Origin of the sequence: Salinivibrio sp. PR919, assembly GCF_001995355.1 — a bacterium.
In the GTDB taxonomy this organism is placed as follows: Bacteria; Pseudomonadota; Gammaproteobacteria; order Enterobacterales; family Vibrionaceae; genus Salinivibrio; species Salinivibrio proteolyticus.
The window spans coordinates 1-21,950 of record NZ_MUFL01000063.1 but is presented as its reverse complement, the minus strand read 5'-3'; the positions used below and the strand labels follow the sequence as shown (position 1 = coordinate 21,950).

Below are 21,950 nucleotides of genomic sequence, written 5' to 3'. Positions count from 1 at the left end.
ATCCATCACTCGCCCGATTAACCGCGTGGGGCTGTATATTCCTGGCGGTAGCGCGCCCTTGCCCTCGACCGTATTGATGCTGGGCGTACCCGCGCAAATTGCAGGCTGCCGTAAAGTGGTGCTGTGTACCCCACCGCCGGTAGCCGATGAGATTTTATACTGTGCCAAACTGTGCGAGATTGATGAAATCTATACTCTGGGCGGCGCACAGGCGGTGGCGGCGATGGCCTTTGGCACTCAAAGCGTAACCAAGGTGGATAAAATCTTTGGCCCGGGTAATGCCTATGTCACCGAAGCCAAACGTCAAGTGAGCCTTGCTGCCAATGGTGCGGCCATGGATATGCCTGCCGGCCCCTCGGAAGTGTTAGTGATTGCCGATGCCGGCGCGGATCCAGACTTTGTTGCCGCCGATTTACTCAGCCAAGCGGAGCACGGCCCCGATTCGCAAGTGGTGCTGGTGACGCCTGCGCCCGAGATGGCAGAGAAAGTGGCAGATGCAGTGCAGCAACAGTTAACGACGTTAAGCCGTGCAGAGATTGCCAAGCAAGCGCTGGGCAGCAGTGTAATTATTATTGCCGACACCCTCACTCAGTGCGTGTCGATTTCTAACCGCTATGGACCGGAGCACTTGATTGTGCAAACTCAACAGCCAAGAGATTTATTACCCCTATTGGATAATGCTGGCTCGATTTTCTTGGGCGCATACTCGCCCGAGTCAGTGGGTGATTACGCCTCTGGCACCAATCACGTGCTCCCCACTTATGGTTATACGCGCACCTACAGCAGCCTTGGGCTGGCCGACTTTTCCAAGCGAATGACAGTGCAACAGCTTAGTGACACCGGTTTGCAAGCACTGGGCCCAACAGTGATGCGTATTGCCGAAGCAGAAGGCTTGGATGCACACCGCCAAGCGGTCGAAATTCGTCTCACTAAACTACAACAAACTCAAGCCTCAGAGGACCCGTTAGCATGAGCATCGAAAAACTCGCCCGTGAGCAAGTACAAGCGCTTACTCCCTATCAGTCAGCCCGCCGTATCGGCGGTAGCGGGGATGTCTGGCTCAATGCCAACGAGTCACCCTTTGACAACGCTTACACCGTAAGCGGTCAGGGACTCAATCGCTACTCCAGCTGCCAGCCGGTATCATTGATTAATGCCTATGCGGATTATGCAGGCGTCGAAACGAACCAAGTCATCACCACTCGTGGCGCCGATGAAGGGATTGATTTGTTGCTGCGTGCCTTTTGCGAGCCAAACCAAGATAGTGTGCTGATTTGTCCACCTACCTATGGCATGTATGCGGTCAGTGCGGAAAATCAAGGGATCGCCACCACCCAAGTGCCGCTCACCGCCGACTGGCAGCTGGACATGGCAGGGATTGATAGCGCATTGGAGGCAGATGCCAACATCAAGCTTATCTTCGTGTGTAGCCCCAATAATCCGACCGGCAATCTGATTAACCGCGACGATATTGAAGCGCTACTCACCCACACTCAAGATCGCGCGATTGTGGTACTGGATGAAGCCTATATTGAATTTAGTCCAGAAGCGACCTGCACCGACTTGCTCGCACGCTTTGATAATCTGGCCATTTTGCGCACCCTATCAAAAGCGTTCGCTCTGGCGGGACTGCGTTGCGGCTTTACCCTCGCCAGTCCCGCGATTATTAACTTGATGCTCAAGGTGATCCCGCCATATCCCGTGCCGGTCCCCGTAGCAGACATTGCCGAACAAGCACTCTCCGAGGCCGGTTTAGCGCGGATGAAATATCAAGTTTTAGACTTAACCGCCAACCGTGCCTACCTGCAAGCCGGCCTCAGTATGCTACCCGGCGTCGAGGTGCATCCGGGCTTTGGTAATTATCTGCTCATCACGCTAGATGACGCTGACGCGGTGTTCGCACGTTTAGGGCGTGCCGGCATGATTGTGCGTCAGACCGCCGTTGCCAACAGCTTGCGCATCAGCATTGGTAACCGTGACGAATGTGAAAAAGTGCTGGCCTTTATCCGCCAGCAACTCAGTGAATAAGGACAACCACTGTGAAAGACAAGATTTTATTTATTGACCGTGATGGCACCTTAATTGTGGRGCCGCCTGAAGACTATCAAGTGGATCGTCTGGATAAATTGGCCTTTGAGCCGGACGTGATCCCTGCACTACTCAGCCTGCAAGCGGCGGGTTACACCTTGGTGATGGTGAGCAATCAAGATGGTCTGGGAACCGAGAGCTTCCCGCAAGCGGACTTTGATGCGCCACACAACATGATGATGGCCCTGTTTCGCTCACAAGGGATCGATTTTGAAGACGTACTGATTTGCCCGCACTTTGATAGCGATGACTGTAGCTGTCGCAAACCCAAACTAGGCTTGGTGAAAGACTATCTACAGCAAGGCCGAATTGATTTCGCCCAATCGGCGGTGATTGGCGATCGCGACGCCGATATCACCTTAGCGAACAATATGGCGCTACAAGGCATCAAATATCAACGTGACGTGATGGGCTGGCCACAGATTGTCGAGCGTCTAACCCAGCAGCCGCGACTGGCCAGTGTCACTCGCACCACCAAAGAAACCGATATTCAGGTGGATGTTAACCTGGATAAGAGTGGCGGCAGCCGCATTGAAACCGGACTGGGCTTTTTTGACCACATGTTGGATCAAATCGCCACCCACGGCGGCTTTCAGCTCAACGTTCGCGTTAAAGGCGATTTGCACATCGACGACCACCACACCATTGAAGATACCGCCCTCGCGTTGGGCGACGCACTCAAACGGGCGCTGGGAGATAAACGCGGTATTGGCCGCTTTGGGTTTAGCCTGCCGATGGATGAATGCTTGGCGCAATGTGCATTGGATTTGTCCGGACGTCCCTATTTGAAATTTGAGGCCAGATTCCCACAGCCACAAGTGGGCGATATGTCGACCGAAATGGTTGGACACTTCTTCCGCTCATTGACCGACACCTTGGCCTGTACTCTGCACCTGACGGTGTCGGGCGAAAACACCCACCACTTGGTGGAAAGCTTATTTAAAGCCTTTGGCCGCACCTTGCGTCAAGCCATCAAGGTCGAAGGCGACGCCCTGCCAAGCAGTAAAGGAGTGCTGTAATGCGCAAACAGACTGTCATTATCGATACCGGCTGCGCCAATGTGGCCTCAGTGCGCTTTGCTGTCGAGCGTCTCGGCTATCAAGCGACACTAAGCCGCGATCCGGACGTGGTGCTAGGGGCAGATAAACTCTTTTTGCCCGGCGTCGGCACGGCCAGCGAGGCGATGAAAAACCTCACCGAGCGCGGCTTGGTAGATTTGGTTAAGCAAGTAGAGCAACCGCTGCTGGGAATATGTCTTGGTATGCAAATGTTGGGGACGCACTCCGATGAAGGCGATAGCCCCGTTGAGTGCCTCGGCCACATCCCCGCACCCACCAAGCTGATGGATACCGCAGGGCAGCCTCTGCCCCACATGGGGTGGAACCGAGTTGCCACCGTCAATGACCATCCCTTATTCGATGGCATTCCCGCAGGCAGCCACTTTTACTTTGTCCACAGTTACGCGATGCCGGTCGGTGATTACACCTTGGCACAATGTCATTATGGCCATGCGTTCAGTGCGGCCATCAATCAAGGCAATTACTTCGGGGTTCAGTTTCACCCCGAGCGTTCGGGCAAAGTAGGCGCGCGTTTGATTCAAAATTTTTTGGAGATGTAAGCAAGGATGATTATACCAGCACTCGATTTGATAGACGGCCAAGTGGTACGCCTTTATCAAGGAGATTATCAGCAAAAAACCGACTACGGTTTTTACCCGCGTGAGCAGTTTGCACGTTACCATCAAGCGGGAGCAGATTGGCTGCACCTCGTGGATTTAACCGGCGCTAAAGATCCGACCGCACGTCAGGTCGATTTAATCACCGAGATTTTGCAATCAACACCTGCCAATATCCAAATTGGCGGTGGCGTGCGCACCGAAATGGACGTGATTGAGCTGCTAAACACCGGTGCGCAGCGCGTAGTGATCGGCTCCACCGCGGTTAAATCCCCCGATTTGGTTAAAGGCTGGATGCAAACCTACGGCCCTGATCGCATTGTATTGGCACTCGACATTCATATCGACAGCGAGGGGACGCGACGCGTGGCGGTGTCAGGCTGGCAACAAGACTCCGGCGTCACCATTGAAGCGCTCCTCGACGATTATTTGTCCGTCGGGCTCAAGCATGTGCTGTGCACCGATATTTCCCGCGATGGCACCTTACAAGGCAGCAATGTGGCGCTCTATCGCGACTTGTGTCAGCGCTATCCGAGCATTGCATTTCAATCATCAGGCGGCATTGGCCGTCTCGAAGACATTCGCGCCTTACGCAACACTGGCGTCGCAGGCGTGATCGTCGGCCGCGCCCTACTGGAAGGCAACTTTAGCGCAGAGGAGGCGATCGCATGCTGGCAAAACGGATAATTCCTTGTTTGGACGTCCGCGACGGACAAGTAGTGAAAGGCGTTCAATTTCGCAATCACGAAATCATCGGCGATATCGTCCCGCTCGCCAAACGTTACGCCGAAGAAGGCGCCGACGAGCTGGTGTTTTATGACATCACCGCCTCCAGTGACAGCCGGGTGGTCGATAAAAGCTGGGTCAGTCGCGTCGCGGAAGTAATTGATATCCCCTTTTGCGTCGCCGGTGGGATTAAATCCGAAGCCGATGCCCAGCAAATCTTGGAATTCGGCGCGGATAAGATATCCATTAACTCACCGGCCTTGGCCGATCCGAATTTGATCACACGGCTGGCCAATAAGTTTGGCGTGCAGTGCGTGGTGGTCGGGATTGATTCCTTCTTCGATGAAGCGACCGGGAAATATCACGTCTATCAATTTACCGGCGATGAAAGCCGCACTCAGGCTACGCCTTGGCAAACGGCCGCGTGGGTTGAAGAAGTCCAACAGCGAGGCGCAGGCGAAATCGTACTCAATATGATGAACCGCGATGGCGTGCGCCAAGGCTATGACTTAACCCAACTCAAAATGGTAAGAGAGCGCTGTCAGGTACCCCTGATTGCCTCCGGCGGTGCCGGTGAAATTTCGCATTTCGCCGACGCCTTTTTACAAGCGAATGTCGATGGCGCACTGGCCGCCTCGGTGTTTCACAAGCAAATCATCGCAATAAGCGAATTAAAACAAGTACTAAAGCAACAAGGGATCGAGGTAAGAGTATGACGGCGACGTGGGTAGAACGTATCGATTGGGAGAAAAACGCCGGCTTGGTGCCTGCGATTATCCAACACAGCGATAGCGGCCAAGTATTGATGCTGGGCTACATGAATGCCGATGCACTGAACGCGACGCTCGAAACCGGTCGCGTCACCTTTTGGTCACGCAGTAAATCACGCCTTTGGGTAAAAGGCGAAAGCTCCGGCCATGTATTAAGCCTTGAGCACATTGCACTCGATTGCGATCAAGACACCTTGTTGGTCACGGCGACACCACACGGGCCCACCTGTCACCTCGGCACGACCACCTGCTTTGACAGTGACAATAAACCGCCACACACGGGGCCCGGCTTTTTATCGAGCCTAGAGCAAGTGCTTGCCAGCCGCAAAGATGCCGCGCCTGATGACTCTTACACCGCAAGCTTATTTGCCAAAGGCACCAAGCGTATCGCGCAAAAAGTGGGGGAAGAAGGGGTCGAAGTCGCCCTCGCTGCCACGGCAGGCGATAAAGCCGAGCTATTAAACGAAAGCGCCGATTTGCTCTATCACCTGTTGGTATTGCTGCAAGACCAAGAGCTTAGCCTCCATCAAGTGACCGAAGTCCTCGCCTCTCGCCATCAAGGCTAACGCCCACGCACGCGTTAGCGTAAACATGGTCCCTCCAGCGCCGCCCACATGCGGCGCTTTTTAAGTTGTAGTCGGTCGCTTAAAACGGCGCTGTTTCCTAAATGATTGAACTTGCCACTCTAGCGGCGATCAGACCATCAAAGCCTCAAGATCGGTCACAGGGGAAAGGCATTAAACCGGTCATTCCACCGCACAGCAATGCGGGTTACTGGGGGCGCAATGCAGCCGTCAACGCCTTGAAATCCGCTGACTTGGAAGACTAGAAACGAGAAGCGGGTTACCACCAACGATCTCTGTCAGAAACAGGGATGTCTCAATACAAAAAGTTACTCAGCCCTCAGCTGACACTACGTAATTACGATGCACAAGTTGGCGAAGCATTGGCCAACATGAAAGTGATGAACAAAGTCAATCAACTCGATATGCCTGTTAGTTGCCAAGTTGACTGATGGGAACAACCTCACTCTTATCAGTGAGTTAGGTGACTAACTTGAACAACAACGCCTAGTCAAACCGATCTTTTGGGTCAAAAAGCGCTCGCGGTCTAGCCCAATCATGGCTTAAATGCTGACATTTAAGGAAAATGTTATATAACATTTTTAGCTCGCAGTATTATGTAAATTACATGTTTATTTATTCAATGTTCGGGTATTGTTGGTCGAAAAGTTTTGGTTTGGAAATGTTCGAGATTGTTGATTAATGTAATGTACTAAACATAGAGAAATATAACCTCACAAAAAATAATAAACTTGTTACCAGGAGCTATTGACCTTTCTATCTAGATTTTATAACACTTTGTAGGAAGTTTATACAAAGACGAGATTTTGACGTGTAGCTAGCCTATATGAAAATCCGATAACGCAGTAGAAATGAACACAAAAAATCAACAGCTCCTAGATATAGAAATAAAATATAAAGGAAGGCTATTCTACGAGGAAAAGGAAACCCCTCTTACTATTATTAGCTTTTGTAACATCTTATTCTGCTAACGCTGAAAATGATGATTTACTTTGGCCTGCCACTAACTTTAGTAGTTATGTTTTTAGTGACTTCAACTCCGGTTCCGGCAACAGTCAGCGCGGACTAGCAGTTGGGTGAAATCTCGGAATAGGTGGATATTCTATTCGTGCTGGCTTGCCCCCAGACTATGGGCTTTATTCTCTCAGTGTCTATTTCTGGATTGATAGAAATCGTTAATCAGTTATTCAAATTAATATGTTAAGGAAAAATGCTTCTATCTATTTTAGATTTTATAAAACAAGGTGAATAATGGAAATACTATTTTTTATTGCTTTTGCGTTGTCGCTGTTAAATTTAATATGTGCTTTTGTAACAAAAGAAATATTTTTTGCTGGTGGATGGATTAGTTATCATGAAAATAAATCGCATTTTTTTGCTGGCTTAGTGACATTMATCATGTTTATCTTCTTCTATGGTGGTTTTTATTTTTTTATTTTTCCATCCGTGTAATCGATAGAATTTTGGGTTTGTAAATAATTCTAGATTATTTATTTTTTAATTCGATTAAACTAAATTAATAAGCTAGCATCTGATCGGATACACTCCCAGGGCGAGATCGCGAACATTTTTTAACCAAAAAAGGATCGGTTTGACGATCACCTCTGGCTGTGATCATATAGGCCGATCCTAAAATAGTTCGGGGTAGATACCGTGGATATCGCTATATTTAGATAGACAACGCAGGCACGATTGCGACTACCACTAATGAGGTAACAGTGATGACGATTTTCAACACAGCTGGAATGAAACGCCAACCGACGCATCCCGGAGCCATGTTGCGCGAAGACTTTCTGCCTGATTACGGCTTAAGCGTAGAACAATTGGCTGACGCTTTGGGCGTTTCTCGTCAATCGATGACTGCCGTATTGGATGAGCGTAAAGCCGTGAGCCCGGAGCTGGCGCTTCGTCTCGCACGTTTGTTTGGTAACTCGCCTGAGTTTTGGCTCAATGGGCAAAGGGCCGTTGATCTTTGGGAGGCGTCGCAATCAATTAAACACGAGGTAGAAAAAATAAAACCGCTTGATGTCGCTTAATCGCGCGTCATGGCCCTAGCAGATCGCCAAATCCTGCTCAGATCAGTTAAACTGCCTGTATTCCCGACAGTTAGTGACAAGGCGTCCTATGTTTAACGGCAAATCCATTCTGATCACCGGCGGTACTGGTTCTTTTGGTAAAAAGTATGTCCGCWCCCTGCTTGAACGCTATCAACCACGTCGCCTCGTGGTGCTCTCTCGCGATGAGCTCAAGCAATATGAAATGCAGCAAACCTTTAACGCCCCTTGCATGCGCTATTTTATCGGCGATGTGCGTGATGGCGATCGTTTAATGCAAGCGATGCAAGGCATTGACTATGTGATTCATGCTGCTGCACTCAAGCAGGTACCTGCCGCCGAATACAACCCGATGGAATGTATCAAGACCAACATTCACGGCGCAGAGAATGTGATTCGCGCTGCGATTGCCAACGGGGTGGAAAAGGTGATTGCGCTCTCGACCGATAAAGCCGCCAGCCCCAATAATCTCTATGGCGCCACCAAACTGTGTTCAGATAAATTGTTTGTCGCCGCTAACAATATGACCGGGGGCCAAAAGACACGTTTTTCGGTAGTGCGCTATGGCAATGTGGTCGGCTCGCGCGGCTCTGTGGTGCCTTTGTTTAAGAAAAAGGCAGCGGAAGGCGCGGATCATTTGCCCATTACTCACCCTGAAATGACCCGCTTTTGGATTACCTTGCAGCAAGGGGTGGATTTCGTGCTGAAAAACTTTTCGCGCATGTATGGCGGAGAAATATTTGTTCCTAAGATCCCATCGGTTCGTCTGACGGATCTCGCCAGCGCCTATGCCCCGAACACGCCCGTCAAGGTAATAGGCATTCGTCCCGGCGAGAAAATGCATGAAGTGATGTGTCCGGCTGACGATGCCCATCTGACGCTCGAATTTGCCGAACATTACGTGATTTGCCCAACCATTAAGTTCTACGACGCCGATTATGACTACCGAGAAAATGCGTTGGGCGAAAAAGGACAGCCCGTGCCAGAGGGCTTTGAGTATCAATCAGGCACTAACCCAGATGTGTTAACCGTCGAGGCCATTTTGCAACTCGACGCCGAGCAGTAAAGGAGTATGGCGTTGATCCCATACGGAAAGCAGCATCTTAGTGAGCAAGACTACGCCGCTGTGCTTGAGGTGCTAAAAAGTGATTATCTGACCCAAGGCCCGCAAGTTCCGGCTTTTGAAGCCGCCGTCGCCGAACTCACCGGGGCTGCGCATGCGGTCGCCGTCAATAGCGCCACATCTGCCCTGCATCTCGCTTGTCTGGCGTTAGGGTTAGGCCCAGGCGATCGTTTATGGACCTCGCCCATTACCTTTGTCGCGTCAGCCAATTGTGGTCGATACTGTGGTGCCGAAGTGGATTTTGTCGATATCGACCCGCACACGCGTAACCTATGCCCTCAGCAGCTCGCGAAAAAACTGGCGCAAGCGGCTGCTACTCACACCTTACCCAAGGTGCTGGTGGTGGTACATATGGCCGGTGCCAGTGCACCAATGGCTGAGATTGCCGCGCTCGCTAGGCGTTATCAGGTGGCCATTATTGAGGATGCGTCACATGCTATGGGTGCCCACTATCAAGGCGCGGCGGTGGGTGGATGCCAGTACAGCGATATTAGCGTATTTAGTTTTCATCCGGTCAAAGTGGTTACCGCGGGAGAAGCCGGGGTTGCCACCACCCAACATGCCACATTGGCGAAAGCGCTGCGTCAGTTGCGTAGCCACGGGATCACCCGTGATGCAGAAGACAGCCACGCTGCCCTGCCACCTTGGGGGTATGAACAGCATGCATTGGGGATGAACTATCGCCTCTCGGATATTCATGCCGCGCTTGGCCGTTCACAATTAACCCAGCTTCGTTCCTTTATCACCAGACGGTTTGCACTCGCTGAACGCTACCACCAAGCGCTGGCGGATTTGCCCGTTAAGCGACCCATTTTAGATCCTGAGTCGGCATGGCATTTGTATTTGATTGAGCTTGATCACGCCGACACACGCCGCACCGTTTTTGAGGCTATGCGTGTGCAAGGCATTGGCGTGAACGTGCACTATATTCCTGTGCATACGCAACCTTACTATCAGGCACAGGGCTTCCAGCCCGGAGACTTCCCGCTTGCCGAGCAGTATTACGCGGGGGCACTCACTTTACCGCTTTACCCCGATTTAACCGAGCAACAGCAAGATACGGTGATTGCTGCGCTACAAAAAGCCATTGAGGATGCGTGACCGATGAATGTATGTATTATTCCCGCCCGCGGTGGCAGCAAACGCATTCCGGGCAAGAACCTCAAACGGTTTAACGGGGCGCCCATTATTACCTATGCCATTGCGACAGCACGTCAAAGTGGGCTATTCGATCGCGTCTTGGTTTCCACCGATTGCGAGGACATTGCCAGTGTGGCGCGCGATGCAGGGGCTGAGGTGCCTTTTGTACGTCCCGCAGAGATTGCCGGTGATCACGCCACGACCTTGGATGTGCTTGAGCATGCGATCCAGTGGCTTAATCAGTCGCCACAGCAAACGCCTTTGCACGCGGTATGCTGCCTGTATGCTACCACACCCTTTGTCACCGCGGATGACTTGCGCCAAGGCTTAGCGTTACTGGACGGCGACACCGTCAAATACAGTTTTGCCGCCACCCGCTACGCCTTTCCGATTCAGCGCAGTATTCATGTCGATGCCGATGGCAGTGTCAGCATGTTATGGCCGGAGCACTTCACTACGCGCTCACAAGACCTACAACCGGCGTACCACGATGCGGGAATGTTTTACTGGGGCACGCCAAGTGCGTTTTTAGCGCGCGAGCCGGTTTTTGCGCCCCACTCGAAAGCTGTGTTGATCCCTCATTACCGCGTGCAAGACATTGATGAGCCAGATGACTGGCTACGCGCTGAACTAATGTATCAACTGTTGGAGCAACAAGCCTTGCTATGAGCCATATTGCCATTCGAGTCGATGCCTCCCAAGCGATAGGCACCGGGCACGTCAGCCGCATGCACGTGTTGGCTAACATGCTACAAACGTCGGGTCATCAGGTAACCTTGGTATGTCGCGATCTGCCCGGTAACTTGATAGCGGTCAGCCAAGAGCAAGGCTTAACGGTGGCGGTGTTGCCTGCCCCCAAAAACTCGCTTAGTAACACCGACTGGCTTGGTGTGAGCCAGCAGCAAGATGCCGAAGAGACAACCGCATACGTGGCTAACCAGCCGGTGGATTTGATGGTGGTGGATCATTACGCCCTCAATGCCCACTGGGAACAATCGATTCACACCCAATTGGGCTGTCCGGTGATGGTGGTTGATGATTTAGCCAATAGGCCCCACGATTGCGCGTTTTTGCTCGATCAAAACCCTTGGCCTGACCTGACTACGCGCTACGCGTCAAAGCTTTTAAATCCACAGACCCAATGCTTATTGGGACCAGACTATGCACTATTGCGTCCAGCATTTGCCGCCTTGCATCACTCTCCGCCGCCGCGGGAAGATAAGGTGATCGCCTTTTTCTCCGGTACGGATCCGACCGGTGAAAGCCGAAAGCTTGTGGACGCGGTGAAACACCTAGAACAAGAGCAGAAGATCGAGAGGCTGCCTTTCTCACTGTTAATTGTCACCGGCCGGCGCAACCCAGACCGCGACGCATTGTGTAAAGCGCCTGTCCCCGATGGGGTTCGTGTGGTGGAAGCACTGTCGGACTTTGATGCCCACATGGCACGGGCACGCTACGCATTTGGAGCCGCCGGCGTTACTGCCATTGAGCGCAGCTGCTTGGGAGTGCCTAGTACCTTGGTATGTGTGGCGGAAAACCAACACGCCATGGCCGAGTATCTCGCCGGACAGCCGGGCTATCAATACTTAGGACGCGGTGAGCACACCCGCTGGCAAGATTACGCATCTGCACTGCAGCACCTTGCGGCAAACTGGCATCAGCTTCCTACCCTACCAGCGATCACTGATGGAAAAGGCGCAGGGCGCGTGGTCGCGGCCTTGGAGCATCACTTATGCAACTGATTTTTAAAGCGGTGAGTCACGCGGACAGTGACACTTTATGGCATTGGCGCAATCGTCCCACTGTCCGCCAGTTTATGTACACCCAGCATGAAATTAGTCATGATGAGCACAAGGCATGGTTCAGCCATATGCTCGCCAACACACACCGTTATTTCTATATCGTTTACAAACGCGTAGACGGCCAACCGGACAAGCCACTTGGCGTGGTCAATCTTGACCTCGATAGCGAGAATAGGACAAGTGCAATCTGGGCTTTCTATGCCGCCCCCGATGCACCACGTGGGAGCGGTGCGCTCATGGAGTTTGGCGCATTAAGCTTAGCATTTGAAACCTTGGGCGTGACCCAATTGAACTGTGAAGTGCTCAGTCATAATCAGGGGGTAGTTCGGCTACATCAACGCTTTGGCTTTCATGAAACGCCGCAAAGTCGGCAACGCACCTTTTCCCTACCTGAGGGAAAGACAGTCGAGATTGTGTGCCTGTCTTTGTCCGCTGATGAGTGGCAGCAAGGCGCCAGCGCCCTTCAAACCAAACTGAATATCGATGCGGTTTATGAACAACGACATTAAGATTGCAGGCCGTTTGATCGGTCCCCAGCATCCTCCCTATATCATTGCCGAAATGTCGGCGAACCATAATGGTAGCCTTGAGCTTGCCAAACAAACCATTTCCATGGCCAAAGCCTGCGGTGCCGATGCCGTCAAAATGCAAAGCTATACCGCCGATACCATTACCCTTGATTGCGACCACGATGAGTTTCAGATCAAAGGCGGACTGTGGGATGGTTATAGTCTCCACCAGCTATATCGCTGGGCACAAACCCCGTTTGAATGGCACAAGCCGTTATTTGATCACGCCAGAAAAGAAGGCATCACCTTATTCTCCTCGCCTTTTGATTGCTCAGCGATTGATTTGCTCGAAGATCTTAACGCTCCTGCCTATAAAATTGCCTCGTTCGAGGCGATTGATTTGCCCTTGATTCGCTATGCCGCGCAAACCGGTAAACCGATGATCATCTCAACCGGCATGGCTGACGAGACAGAGATCGCCGAGGCGGTGGCGACCGCCCGTGATAACGGCTGTCGTGAGCTGGTGTTGCTTCATTGTATCAGCGCCTACCCTGCGCCGATTGAACAAAGCCATCTGCGAACCATTCCAACCTTAGCCACCCGCTATCAAACCTTGGCGGGCTTATCCGATCATTCGCTGACTAACACCGCCGCGATCGCAGCCATCGCACTCGGCGCGTGCGTGATTGAAAAACATGTGATGCTCTCTGAAGATTCGGGAGGCCCGGATGCCGCTTTCTCGCTTACGCCACCTGCACTCAGTGCGCTTTGTGAGCAAACCCACGCGGCGTGGCAAGCGTTAGGAGAAAGCGCCCTAACCACACGAGAGGCCGAGTCGAGCAACCGTCAATTTAGGCGCTCTTTGTACGTCTGTGAGGATATCGCGACCGGTGAGCCACTGACGCCCTCTAATGTGCGCAGTATTCGTCCGGGCTTTGGTTTAGCACCGAAACACTATGATACCGTGCTCGGAAAGCGCGCAACACGCGCGTTAACCAAAGGCACTCCGTTGTCGTGGGAAGATATAGACTGATAGCCTGAGTGGGTTATACCCGAGACCACAAACAAAAAACCCGGCGAGCATGCCGGGTTTTATCATCGTGCGATAATGCGATTACATTTGCGCAATCATGTCATCTGCGAACTCAGAGCACTTACGCAGGCTTGCACCTTCCATCAGACGCTCAAAGTCATAGGTCACTGTTTTGTTCGCAATCGCTTTTTCCATTGCTTTGATCACCAGATCAGCGGCTTCAAACCAGCCCATATGGCGCAGCATCATTTCTGCAGACAGAATGAGTGAACCTGGGTTCACCTTGTCTTGACCGGCGTATTTTGGCGCCGTGCCGTGGGTAGCTTCAAACAGCGCCACACCGTCACCAATGTTGGCACCAGGGGCAATACCAATACCACCAACTTGCGCCGCCAGTGCATCGGAGATGTAGTCGCCATTCAGGTTCATGGTGGCAATCACATCATACTCCGCCGGACGCAGCAGGATTTGCTGCAAAAACGCATCCGCGATGGAGTCTTTGATGGTAATTTGTTTGCCGGTTTTTGGATTCTTCATCGTCATCCAAGGACCGCCGTCCAGCAACTCAGCACCAAACTCTTCTTTGGCGACTTCATACGCCCAGTCTTTAAACGCCCCTTCGGTAAACTTCATGATGTTACCTTTATGGACGATAGTCAGTGAGTCGCGATCGTTATCGATGGTGTACTCAAGCGCCGCACGAACCAGGCGCTTGGTGCCTTCTTCTGAGATTGGCTTGATACCCACGCCACACTGCTCTGGGAAACGGATTTTGTTGGCGCCCATTTCTTCACGCAGGAATTTAATCACTTTATCCGCTTCCGCGGTGCCTGCTTTAAACTCGACACCCGCGTAGATGTCTTCTGAGTTTTCACGGAAGATCACCATATCCGTGTCTTCTGGCTTTTTCAGTGGGCTAGGAACGCCAGTGAAGTAGCGAACAGGACGCGCGCAGATGTAAAGATCGAGTTCTTGACGAAGGGCTACGTTCAGAGAACGAATACCACCACCCACAGGGGTTGTCAGTGGGCCTTTGATGGCAACTTTGTATTCACGAATAAAATCAAGTGTTTCAGCAGGTAGCCATTGATCATCACCGTATACCTTGGTGGATTTCTCACCGGTGTAGATTTCCATCCATGAAATCTTACGCTCACCGTTGTAGGCCTTAGCAACTGCTGCATCAACAACTTTAATCATTGCAGGGCTAACATCCATCCCGATGCCGTCCCCTTCAATGTAAGGGATGATTGGGTGGTTAGGGACTACCAGTTTTGTGCCGTCGAGCGTGATCTTCTGACCTTCCGCCGGTACAACTACTTTACTTTCCATTTTAATCTCCTAGCGTCCATTTGTTATCTTTGTGTAAGATGCGCACTGAGGATACTTGAATTCAGGCAACACGCCAAACAGATTATTACGTGTATAATACGGAAGTCTCATTTGCCGTTTAATCTATTTGACAGTCCTTATGACCAAGAAACCCCGCGCCAAACCAGCATCGAACACTGTTTTAAACACAACAAAAAAAACGCCAACAGCACCGCCTAATCAAGCTTCATCCCCACGCACTACACGCGTTATTCTCGTTAACAAACCGTATAATATGTTAACGCAATTCAGTGGCGAACCCGCCGATAGCACACTGGCCGACATTGTATCAGTCAAAGATGTCTATCCAGCCGGTCGGCTTGATAAGGACAGCGAGGGGTTGCTGGTCCTCACCAATAACGGCGCCTTACAAGCAAGACTGACCCAGCCGTCCTCCAAATCTGACAAAACCTATTGGGTGCAAGTTGAAGGCGAACCCAGCGAAGAGGCAATCCAAGCACTTTGCGACGGTGTCGAATTAAAAGATGGCCTCACGCTGCCTGCCGATGTCACCAAAATGGCACCACCCACCGTTTGGGAACGCCATCCCCCGGTTCGTTATCGCGCAAACATTCCTACCACTTGGTTAAAAGTGGTTTTACGTGAAGGGCGAAATCGGCAAGTACGCCGCATGACTGCGCATATCGGCCACCCGACGCTGCGCTTGATTCGCGCTCAGCTAGGCCCATGGCAACTGGAAGATTTACAGCCGGGCCAGTGGCGTGAAGTGACTCCCCCGAAAGGCTTTGAGCAATTCACCCCTAAACCCAAAGGCGCAAAAGGGAAAGCACCACGTGGGCGCACTCGCTCGTCCAAGCGCGCACCGTCGAAGAAACGAGATAAGCGCTAGGAATACCTGAACATACCATCGTCCGATTTTCGCACACAGACCCTCCGCGCCAAGGATGGCGCGGCGGAGCCCCCAGGGATGGGTATACGGTGTGTCTGCGTGCGGGAGTCGGTCGATAAACCTAAGGGCTTCACAAGTCTTTGCGCGGCATCCAATCCCAAGTATTAACATATGCCGGATCGGTCACAGGCCACGCGACCATCTACCCACCCACTCACTTTGGGAAACGGCTAACGTGTGAGCCTTATCACATCTGTATCCGACGAATGGATTCTGTTAAACTCAGCGTCCGTTTATTGATAGCAGCATTTGTGATCACCATGTCAGATAACAGCAGCAAAAAAGTGATTGTCGGAATGTCCGGCGGTGTTGATTCGTCCGTTTCTGCCTACTTGTTGAAACAACAGGGATATCAGGTCGAAGGCCTGTTTATGAAAAACTGGGAAGAGGATGACAACGAAGAATACTGCTCTGCTGCAGAAGACTTGGCCGACGCACAAGCCGTCTGCGATAAGCTGGGTATTGAACTGCACACCATCAACTTCGCCGCTGAGTATTGGGATAATGTTTTCGAGCACTTCCTAACGGAGTACAAAGCAGGCCGCACGCCTAATCCTGACATTCTTTGTAACAAAGAAATCAAATTTAAGGCATTTCTCGAATTTGCCGACGAAGTGCTAGACGCTGACTACATTGCTATGGGTCACTATGTACGCCGTTCGTTCCCAGAAAATGGCGAAAAAGCACAAATGTTGCGCGGCCTTGATGGCAATAAAGATCAAAGCTATTTCTTGTATACACTGAGCCATGAGCAAATCGCGCGGAGCCTGTTCCCCGTGGGCGAACTGGAAAAACCACAAGTACGCCAAATTGCTGAAGAACAAGGCCTAGTGACCGCGAAAAAGAAAGACTCGACCGGTATTTGTTTTATTGGTGAGCGCAAGTTTACTGATTTTCTTGCTAAGTACTTGCCGGCACAACCGGGCCCGATTGAAACCACGGACGGCGACGTGATTGGTGAACACCAAGGCCTGATGTATCACACGCTCGGCCAACGAAAAGGGCTGGGAATTGGCGGCATGAAAGGCGGTAATGGTAGCGAAGAGCCTTGGTATGTGGTCGATAAAGATGTCGCACGCAATGTACTGATTGTCGGTCAGGGTCACGACCATCCTCGTTTGTATTCAGAAGGCTTAATTGCCGCCCAATTGCACTGGGTCGATCGCGAAGTTATCACTGAGCCACGTCGCTGTGCGGTGAAAACACGATACCGTCAGCACGATATATCATGTACTATCACGCCTATCGATAACGACACGATTAAAGTCACTTTCGATGAACCGCAAATTGCCGTTACGCCTGGCCAATCTGCCGTGTTTTATGATGGCGACGTGTGTCTTGGCGGTGGCATCATCGAGCAACGCATTTAAGGAGCCGTGATCAGTGGCAGAGACGATTTATGATCGCACCCTCGCCTTTGCGAGCATTTGTCAAGCAGCCAAGTTGGTGCAAGATGTATCCCGTCAGGGCTATTGCGACCAAGATGCGCTGCGCACCAGTTTAAGCAGCATTATTGTGACCAATCCTTCCTCGACCCTCGACGTCTTTCGTGGCGAGGCGGGGGAAATCACAGGTGATGGCGAACGCGGCCTACGCATTGGCTTGGAAACACTGATCCATCAACTCGATAACGGCCGTAATGGGACTGAGCTGACGCGCTATCTCATCAACCTATTGGCTTTAGAGCGCAAGCTTGCCAGTCGCCGTGATGCGATGGCCCAGCTCGGTGATCGTATTGAAACCATCGAGCGCCAAGTCAGCCATTTCGATTTGCTCGATGAGCAGATGATCAGTAACCTTGCCAGCATTTACCTCGACGTGATCAGCCCGCTGGGCCCAAGGATTCAAGTTTCTGGTGACCCTCAGCATTTACAACAAACCGGTGTTCAACATCGCGTGCGTGCCATTTTGCTGTCAGGGATCCGCAGTGCTGTATTATGGCGTCAAGTTGGCGGCAAACGCAGACACCTCATCTTTGGCCGTAAAAACATGGTTGAACAGGCCAAAATCATTCTAGCCCGTACCTAATCAGATTGAACTCAGGAGACAAAAAATGGAACTGTCAGCGCTGACTGCTGTTTCCCCGGTCGATGGCCGATATGGCACGAAAACGATTGCGYTGCGATCGATTTTTAGTGAATTTGGATTATTGAAGTATCGTACCATCGTCGAGATCCGCTGGCTGCAAAAGCTTGCTGCGACTGACAGCATCACAGAAGTGCCTGCGTTTAGTGATGAGGCCAATGCATTATTGGATCGCATTGCCGCTGAATTTAGTGAGCAAGACGCTGCGCGCATCAAAGAGATTGAGCGCACCACCAACCATGACGTCAAAGCGGTTGAATACTTTTTAAAAGAAAAAGTGGCTGACAACCCTGAGCTGAATGCAGTTAACGAATTTATCCACTTCGCTTGTACCTCTGAAGACATCAATAACCTGTCTCACGCGCTGATGCTTAAAGAAGCGCGCGATACCGTTATCTTGCCTGAGATGAAGCGTCTTGAAGCGGCGGTGAAAGATCTGGCTCAACAGTTCCGTGATGTGCCTATGCTCTCTCGCACCCACGGCCAGCCTGCGTCTCCTTCGACCATGGGTAAAGAGATGGCGAACGTTGCCTACCGCATGGCGCGCCAAATCAAACAAGTCGCGAGCACTGAAATTCTCGGTAAGATCAACGGCGCAGTCGGTAACTACAATGCACACCTCTCTGCCTACCCAGAGATTGATTGGCACGCCTACAGCGAAGCCTTTGTCACCTCGCTCGGCATTGATTGGAACCCGTATACAACCCAAATTGAGCCGCATGATTACATTGCCGAGCTCTTTGATGCCGTCTCGCGCTTTAATACTATCTTGATCGATTTTGACCGCGATATCTGGGGCTACATTGCACTCGGTCACTTTAAGCAAAAAACCGTTGCGGGCGAAATTGGTTCATCGACCATGCCACATAAAGTGAACCCGATTGATTTTGAAAACTCGGAAGGCAACCTAGGGTTGGCGAACGCGATTTTCTCTCATCTGGGCCAAAAGCTACCGATTTCTCGTTGGCAGCGTGATCTGACTGACTCCACCGTGCTGCGCAACTTGGGCGTGGGTGTAGGCTACACCTTGATTGCTTATACCTCGACCCTTAAAGGGATCAGCAAACTGGAAGTGAATCAAGCAGCGCTCGAAGCTGAACTGGACAAAAACTGGGAAGTACTGGCAGAGCCTGTTCAAACCGTAATGCGTCGTTATGGCATTGAGAAGCCGTACGAGAAGCTGAAAGAGCTTACGCGCGGGAAACGTGTCGACGGTGAAGGCATGCGCCAGTTTATCGACGGCCTTGATTTGCCAGAGCATGAAAAAGCGCGTCTTAAGCAAATGACGCCTGCCAATTATATTGGTGATGCGGTCAAGCTCACAGACAAACTTTAAGCAAAACGCTCCCATACCTCACGGCCTCCATTTGGGGGCCGTTTTTTATCCCCTCGCACCGCCCCGCTCAGCGCGTTATACTGCCGCAAATTTCTTAACCTGTGATGCTATGTATCAGTTTCAATTTTCCATTGCCGACTTTATGTCCACCTATTGGCACCAAGCGCCTACCGTTATCCGTCAAGGCTTTATAGATTTCGAGGATCCCATCGACCCAGAGGAAGTCGCAGGCTTGGCGATGGAAGCCGATATTGATTCTCGCATGGTGACACACGCGAATGGTCAATGGCAGGTTGCCCACGGACCGTTTGAGGATTTTAGTGACTTTCCTGATACTCACGCGCAACTGATTGTTCAGGCAGCCAACCACTGGCACCCGGGCGCCCGCGAGTTAGCCAGTGCCTTTTCGACACTGCCTCAGTGGTTATTCGACGATCTTATGGTGTGCTATTCCCAACCGCATGGCGGCGTTGGTCCTCATATTGATCAATATGATGTCTTTATTGTGCAAGGCCAAGGGCGTCGTCGCTGGCGTGTGGGGCCCAAAGGGCAGTATCAAGAAGCCAATTTGGAAACAGGTTTGAAGCAAATTACCGGCTTCGATGCCATCATCGAWGTGGTGCTAGAGCCGGGAGATATTCTTTATATCCCACCAGGCTTTCCGCATGAAGGGGATACGCTAGCGCCCTCGCTCAGTTACTCAATTGGCTATCGCTCACCAAAAGCCCGCGAGCTATTGAGTAGCTATGCCGACCAAGTTATCGTCGATGRAGCAGGCGACCATCATTTCCATTGGCCAGCCATGCAAGCGCAACCCGACGCGCCGGCAGCATTGGATCCACAACATCTCGCGCAAATGGATGAGATGATGATGGCGTTAATGCACGACGAAACCCGTAAAAAGCGCTGGATTGGCGAGTTTCTCTCTCAGGCTCGACACGAGCTCGACTTGCTCAGCCCCGATCCTCAGTGGCAGCCTGATAGCCTCAAAGCCGCCATGCAAGATGGGCTTTGCTTAGAAAAACTCAGTGGCTTACGTGCGTTTTACCACCCAGACCAGCCTGAAATGATTTTTATGCTCGGTGAAAGCTTTGATTTACCCGCGGAGTGTGCATCGCTTACTCCAGCGTTGTGTAATCAACGCTTTATTGATTGGGAAACCCTCGGCAACGCCGCCGACAATAACCTGTTTTGGCCGATGCTCACGCTTTGGGTCAATCGCGGCTACTGGTACCCTCTTGAGGAAGCACCAGAGTAACCGCGTCTCATCAAGGTTATACTTTAAATTGGGCCGTGAGCGCACGCTGGCGGCCTGCTAACCCTTCAAGCTGGCTAGCTATGCTGGCGGTAGATTCAGCATGCGACAAGAGTTCATCACTGCGCTGACGAATATGCGTCACGTTTTGGGTGACATCGCCTGAGACGGCACTTTGTTGCTCAGCCGCGGCACTTATTTCACTATTTAGATCCATCATCTCCTGCATCGCCGCACGTATTTGATCTAAGCTGGTTACGGTTTCTTGCACTTTTTCCGCGGTATGATCTGCCAGTTGATTACCATCGTGAATAGCAGAGACAACGGAGTCAGCCCCTGACTGCAGCGAGTCAATAACGGTACGGATCTGCGAGATAGACTGGTTGGTTCGCTGGGCCAATTCTCGGACTTCGTCTGCCACCACCGCGAATCCTCGTCCCTGCTCTCCCGCGCGTGCCGCTTCAATAGCCGCGTTTAACGCAAGCAAATTGGTTTGCTCTGACATGGTATCGATGACGGTTAAAATCTCGGTAATGTCTTGGCTGCTTTTATGTAAAGCTTGCGCATCATGCGTGGCGCCATTGAGCGTTTCGACCAAGCGCGCCATCGCTTCAGACGAGGTTGTGACAATCGCCTCCCCACACGCCGTCGCTGTATTCACGGCACTAGCCGCGCTTAGCGCGGATTCAGTATGGCGGGCGACTTGCGTCGCCGTTTGCGTCATTTGCTCCGAGGCGGTTGCCACCGCATCCAAGCTTGAGACTTGTTCACGACTACCATCTCGAGTTTGCGCCGCCACGCGTGATACTTCTTTAGCGGTGTGTTCCGCTTCTTTAACGCTATCAATCACGTTTGCCATGATGGGCTGGAGCTTATCGAGAAAGCGATTAAACCGCCCAGCTAATACACCAATTTCATCGCGGTTTTTGAGGACAATGCGCTGAGTCAGGTCGCCATCACCATCCGCAATCTCCGCTAACCGAGCGGCTAAAAGGCGCAATGGTTTAACGATTTGCCGTGCAGCAATACTCACAACGACTAAAGCCAGTAGAATGGCAATCACGCCCAAGGTCCGCTCAGTTGTGGCGGCTTGCGCGCGTTGCGCAGTTATCTGCGATGCTAGCTGTGTCGCACTCGCCAGCAATGCTTGTTCCGGCAGCGAAATGAGCACTCCCCATGTTGCACTGGGTAGCGCAATCGGCACATAGGTCATTAATTGGCCTTGCTGCCACTGCGTCTTCGCGTCACCTGCGCTTATCCACTCAGACAGCCGAGATGGCGAATAACGCAATTGCGAGATATCACTCCCCAATGCATTGGGCTCATCGGTTGCCACCAACTGGCCGCGCTGACTGATCACACTAATATGCCCACGGCYGTCAAAGAGTGCTTGGTCCGCTTGCTCAATCAAGGCTTGTAGGTCATTCAATTGGATCTCAATCCCAAGCACACCGAGCACATCACTATCACGCATCAGCGGTGAGGAAAT

20 protein-coding genes and 2 pseudogenes are annotated in these 21,950 nt (G+C 51.7%); 20 read left to right on the top strand and 2 right to left on the bottom strand.

Features of this window, described 5'->3' with window-relative positions; genetic code table 11:
- From hisD to pseI, 15 genes and pseudogenes are all read left to right on the top strand, one after another.
- Window positions 1–973 (top strand): histidinol dehydrogenase (gene hisD, locus BZG83_RS11970; RefSeq protein WP_077480815.1); only part of this gene is annotated, 973 nt, incomplete at its 5' end.
- 2 nt (window positions 974–975) lie between these two features.
- On the top strand, window positions 976–2,028 hold the full coding sequence (gene hisC / locus BZG83_RS11965; protein WP_108743626.1) for a histidinol-phosphate transaminase: 1,053 nt from the start codon (window positions 976–978) through the stop codon (window positions 2,026–2,028).
- 11 nt (window positions 2,029–2,039) lie between these two features.
- Complete coding sequence (gene hisB, locus BZG83_RS11960; protein ID WP_077480807.1) at window positions 2,040–3,107, top strand: bifunctional histidinol-phosphatase/imidazoleglycerol-phosphate dehydratase HisB; 1,068 nt, start codon at window positions 2,040–2,042, stop codon at window positions 3,105–3,107.
- Window positions 3,107–3,706, top strand: a complete 600-nt coding sequence (gene hisH, locus BZG83_RS11955) for an imidazole glycerol phosphate synthase subunit HisH (protein ID WP_077480805.1) — start codon at window positions 3,107–3,109, stop codon at window positions 3,704–3,706. The genes hisB and hisH overlap by 1 nt, the downstream gene beginning before the upstream one ends.
- A gap of 6 nt (window positions 3,707–3,712) precedes the next feature.
- The gene (hisA, locus tag BZG83_RS11950) at window positions 3,713–4,450 is read left to right on the top strand and encodes a 1-(5-phosphoribosyl)-5-[(5-phosphoribosylamino)methylideneamino]imidazole-4-carboxamide isomerase (protein ID WP_077480803.1); all 738 of its coding nucleotides are present in this window, start codon (window positions 3,713–3,715) and stop codon (window positions 4,448–4,450) included.
- Window positions 4,432–5,205, top strand: coding sequence for an imidazole glycerol phosphate synthase subunit HisF (gene hisF / locus BZG83_RS11945; RefSeq protein ID WP_077480801.1), 774 nt, complete (start codon window positions 4,432–4,434; stop codon window positions 5,203–5,205). The genes hisA and hisF overlap by 19 nt, the downstream gene beginning before the upstream one ends.
- Window positions 5,202–5,825: a bifunctional phosphoribosyl-AMP cyclohydrolase/phosphoribosyl-ATP diphosphatase HisIE gene (hisIE, locus tag BZG83_RS11940; protein ID WP_046075334.1), complete on the top strand. Its 624-nt coding sequence runs from the start codon at window positions 5,202–5,204 to the stop codon at window positions 5,823–5,825. Before hisF ends, hisIE begins: the two co-directional genes overlap by 4 nt.
- A 164-nt stretch (window positions 5,826–5,989) precedes the next feature.
- Window positions 5,990–6,274, top strand: a pseudogene (locus BZG83_RS17020) (IS5/IS1182 family transposase); the annotation flags it as partial.
- Between the two features lie 1,290 nt (window positions 6,275–7,564).
- Window positions 7,565–7,879, top strand: a complete 315-nt coding sequence (locus BZG83_RS11930) for a HigA family addiction module antitoxin (RefSeq protein WP_077480797.1) — start codon at window positions 7,565–7,567, stop codon at window positions 7,877–7,879.
- A gap of 88 nt (window positions 7,880–7,967) precedes the next feature.
- A complete protein-coding gene (gene pseB, locus BZG83_RS11925; RefSeq protein ID WP_077480795.1) occupies window positions 7,968–8,963 on the top strand; it encodes a UDP-N-acetylglucosamine 4,6-dehydratase (inverting) in 996 nt (331 codons plus the stop codon).
- Window positions 8,964–8,975: 12 nt separating this feature from the next.
- Window positions 8,976–10,121: a UDP-4-amino-4,6-dideoxy-N-acetyl-beta-L-altrosamine transaminase gene (gene pseC, locus BZG83_RS11920; RefSeq protein WP_077480813.1), complete on the top strand. Its 1,146-nt coding sequence runs from the start codon at window positions 8,976–8,978 to the stop codon at window positions 10,119–10,121.
- 3 nt (window positions 10,122–10,124) lie between these two features.
- Complete coding sequence (gene pseF, locus BZG83_RS11915; RefSeq protein WP_077480793.1) at window positions 10,125–10,829, top strand: pseudaminic acid cytidylyltransferase; 705 nt, start codon at window positions 10,125–10,127, stop codon at window positions 10,827–10,829.
- Window positions 10,826–11,902: a UDP-2,4-diacetamido-2,4,6-trideoxy-beta-L-altropyranose hydrolase gene (pseG, locus tag BZG83_RS11910; RefSeq protein ID WP_077480791.1), complete on the top strand. Its 1,077-nt coding sequence runs from the start codon at window positions 10,826–10,828 to the stop codon at window positions 11,900–11,902. Before pseF ends, pseG begins: the two co-directional genes overlap by 4 nt.
- Complete coding sequence (gene pseH, locus BZG83_RS11905; RefSeq protein ID WP_077480789.1) at window positions 11,893–12,471, top strand: UDP-4-amino-4,6-dideoxy-N-acetyl-beta-L-altrosamine N-acetyltransferase; 579 nt, start codon at window positions 11,893–11,895, stop codon at window positions 12,469–12,471. The genes pseG and pseH overlap by 10 nt, the downstream gene beginning before the upstream one ends.
- Complete coding sequence (gene pseI, locus BZG83_RS11900; RefSeq protein WP_077480787.1) at window positions 12,455–13,504, top strand: pseudaminic acid synthase; 1,050 nt, start codon at window positions 12,455–12,457, stop codon at window positions 13,502–13,504. Before pseH ends, pseI begins: the two co-directional genes overlap by 17 nt.
- A gap of 81 nt (window positions 13,505–13,585) precedes the next feature.
- Here the strand turns inward: pseI and icd are convergent, their stop codons facing one another.
- On the bottom strand, window positions 13,586–14,836 hold the full coding sequence (icd, locus tag BZG83_RS11895) for an NADP-dependent isocitrate dehydrogenase (protein WP_069587345.1): 1,251 nt from the start codon (window positions 14,834–14,836) through the stop codon (window positions 13,586–13,588).
- Between the two features lie 139 nt (window positions 14,837–14,975).
- Here icd and BZG83_RS11890 point away from each other — a divergent pair.
- From BZG83_RS11890 to BZG83_RS11870, 5 genes and pseudogenes are all read left to right on the top strand, one after another.
- Window positions 14,976–15,608: pseudogene (locus BZG83_RS11890) on the top strand (pseudouridine synthase); the annotation flags it as partial.
- Window positions 15,609–16,045: 437 nt separating this feature from the next.
- Window positions 16,046–17,155, top strand: coding sequence for a tRNA 2-thiouridine(34) synthase MnmA (mnmA, locus tag BZG83_RS11885; RefSeq protein ID WP_077480811.1), 1,110 nt, complete (start codon window positions 16,046–16,048; stop codon window positions 17,153–17,155).
- A 13-nt stretch (window positions 17,156–17,168) separates the two neighbouring features.
- Window positions 17,169–17,813 carry a high frequency lysogenization protein HflD gene (gene hflD, locus BZG83_RS11880; protein WP_069587346.1) on the top strand — a complete coding sequence of 215 codons (645 nt, stop codon included), beginning with the start codon at window positions 17,169–17,171 and terminating at the stop codon, window positions 17,811–17,813.
- 25 nt (window positions 17,814–17,838) lie between these two features.
- Window positions 17,839–19,206 (top strand): adenylosuccinate lyase, encoded by a 1,368-nt coding sequence (purB, locus tag BZG83_RS11875; protein WP_077480783.1) that lies wholly within the window; start codon window positions 17,839–17,841, stop codon window positions 19,204–19,206.
- Window positions 19,207–19,315: 109 nt separating this feature from the next.
- Complete coding sequence (locus BZG83_RS11870) at window positions 19,316–20,464, top strand: ribosomal protein uL16 3-hydroxylase (RefSeq protein ID WP_077480781.1); 1,149 nt, start codon at window positions 19,316–19,318, stop codon at window positions 20,462–20,464.
- 16 nt (window positions 20,465–20,480) lie between these two features.
- On the opposite strand, the gene BZG83_RS11865 is transcribed toward BZG83_RS11870, so the two are convergent.
- Window positions 20,481–21,950: methyl-accepting chemotaxis protein (locus tag BZG83_RS11865; protein ID WP_077480779.1), on the bottom strand; the 1,470-nt coding region annotated here is incomplete at its 5' end.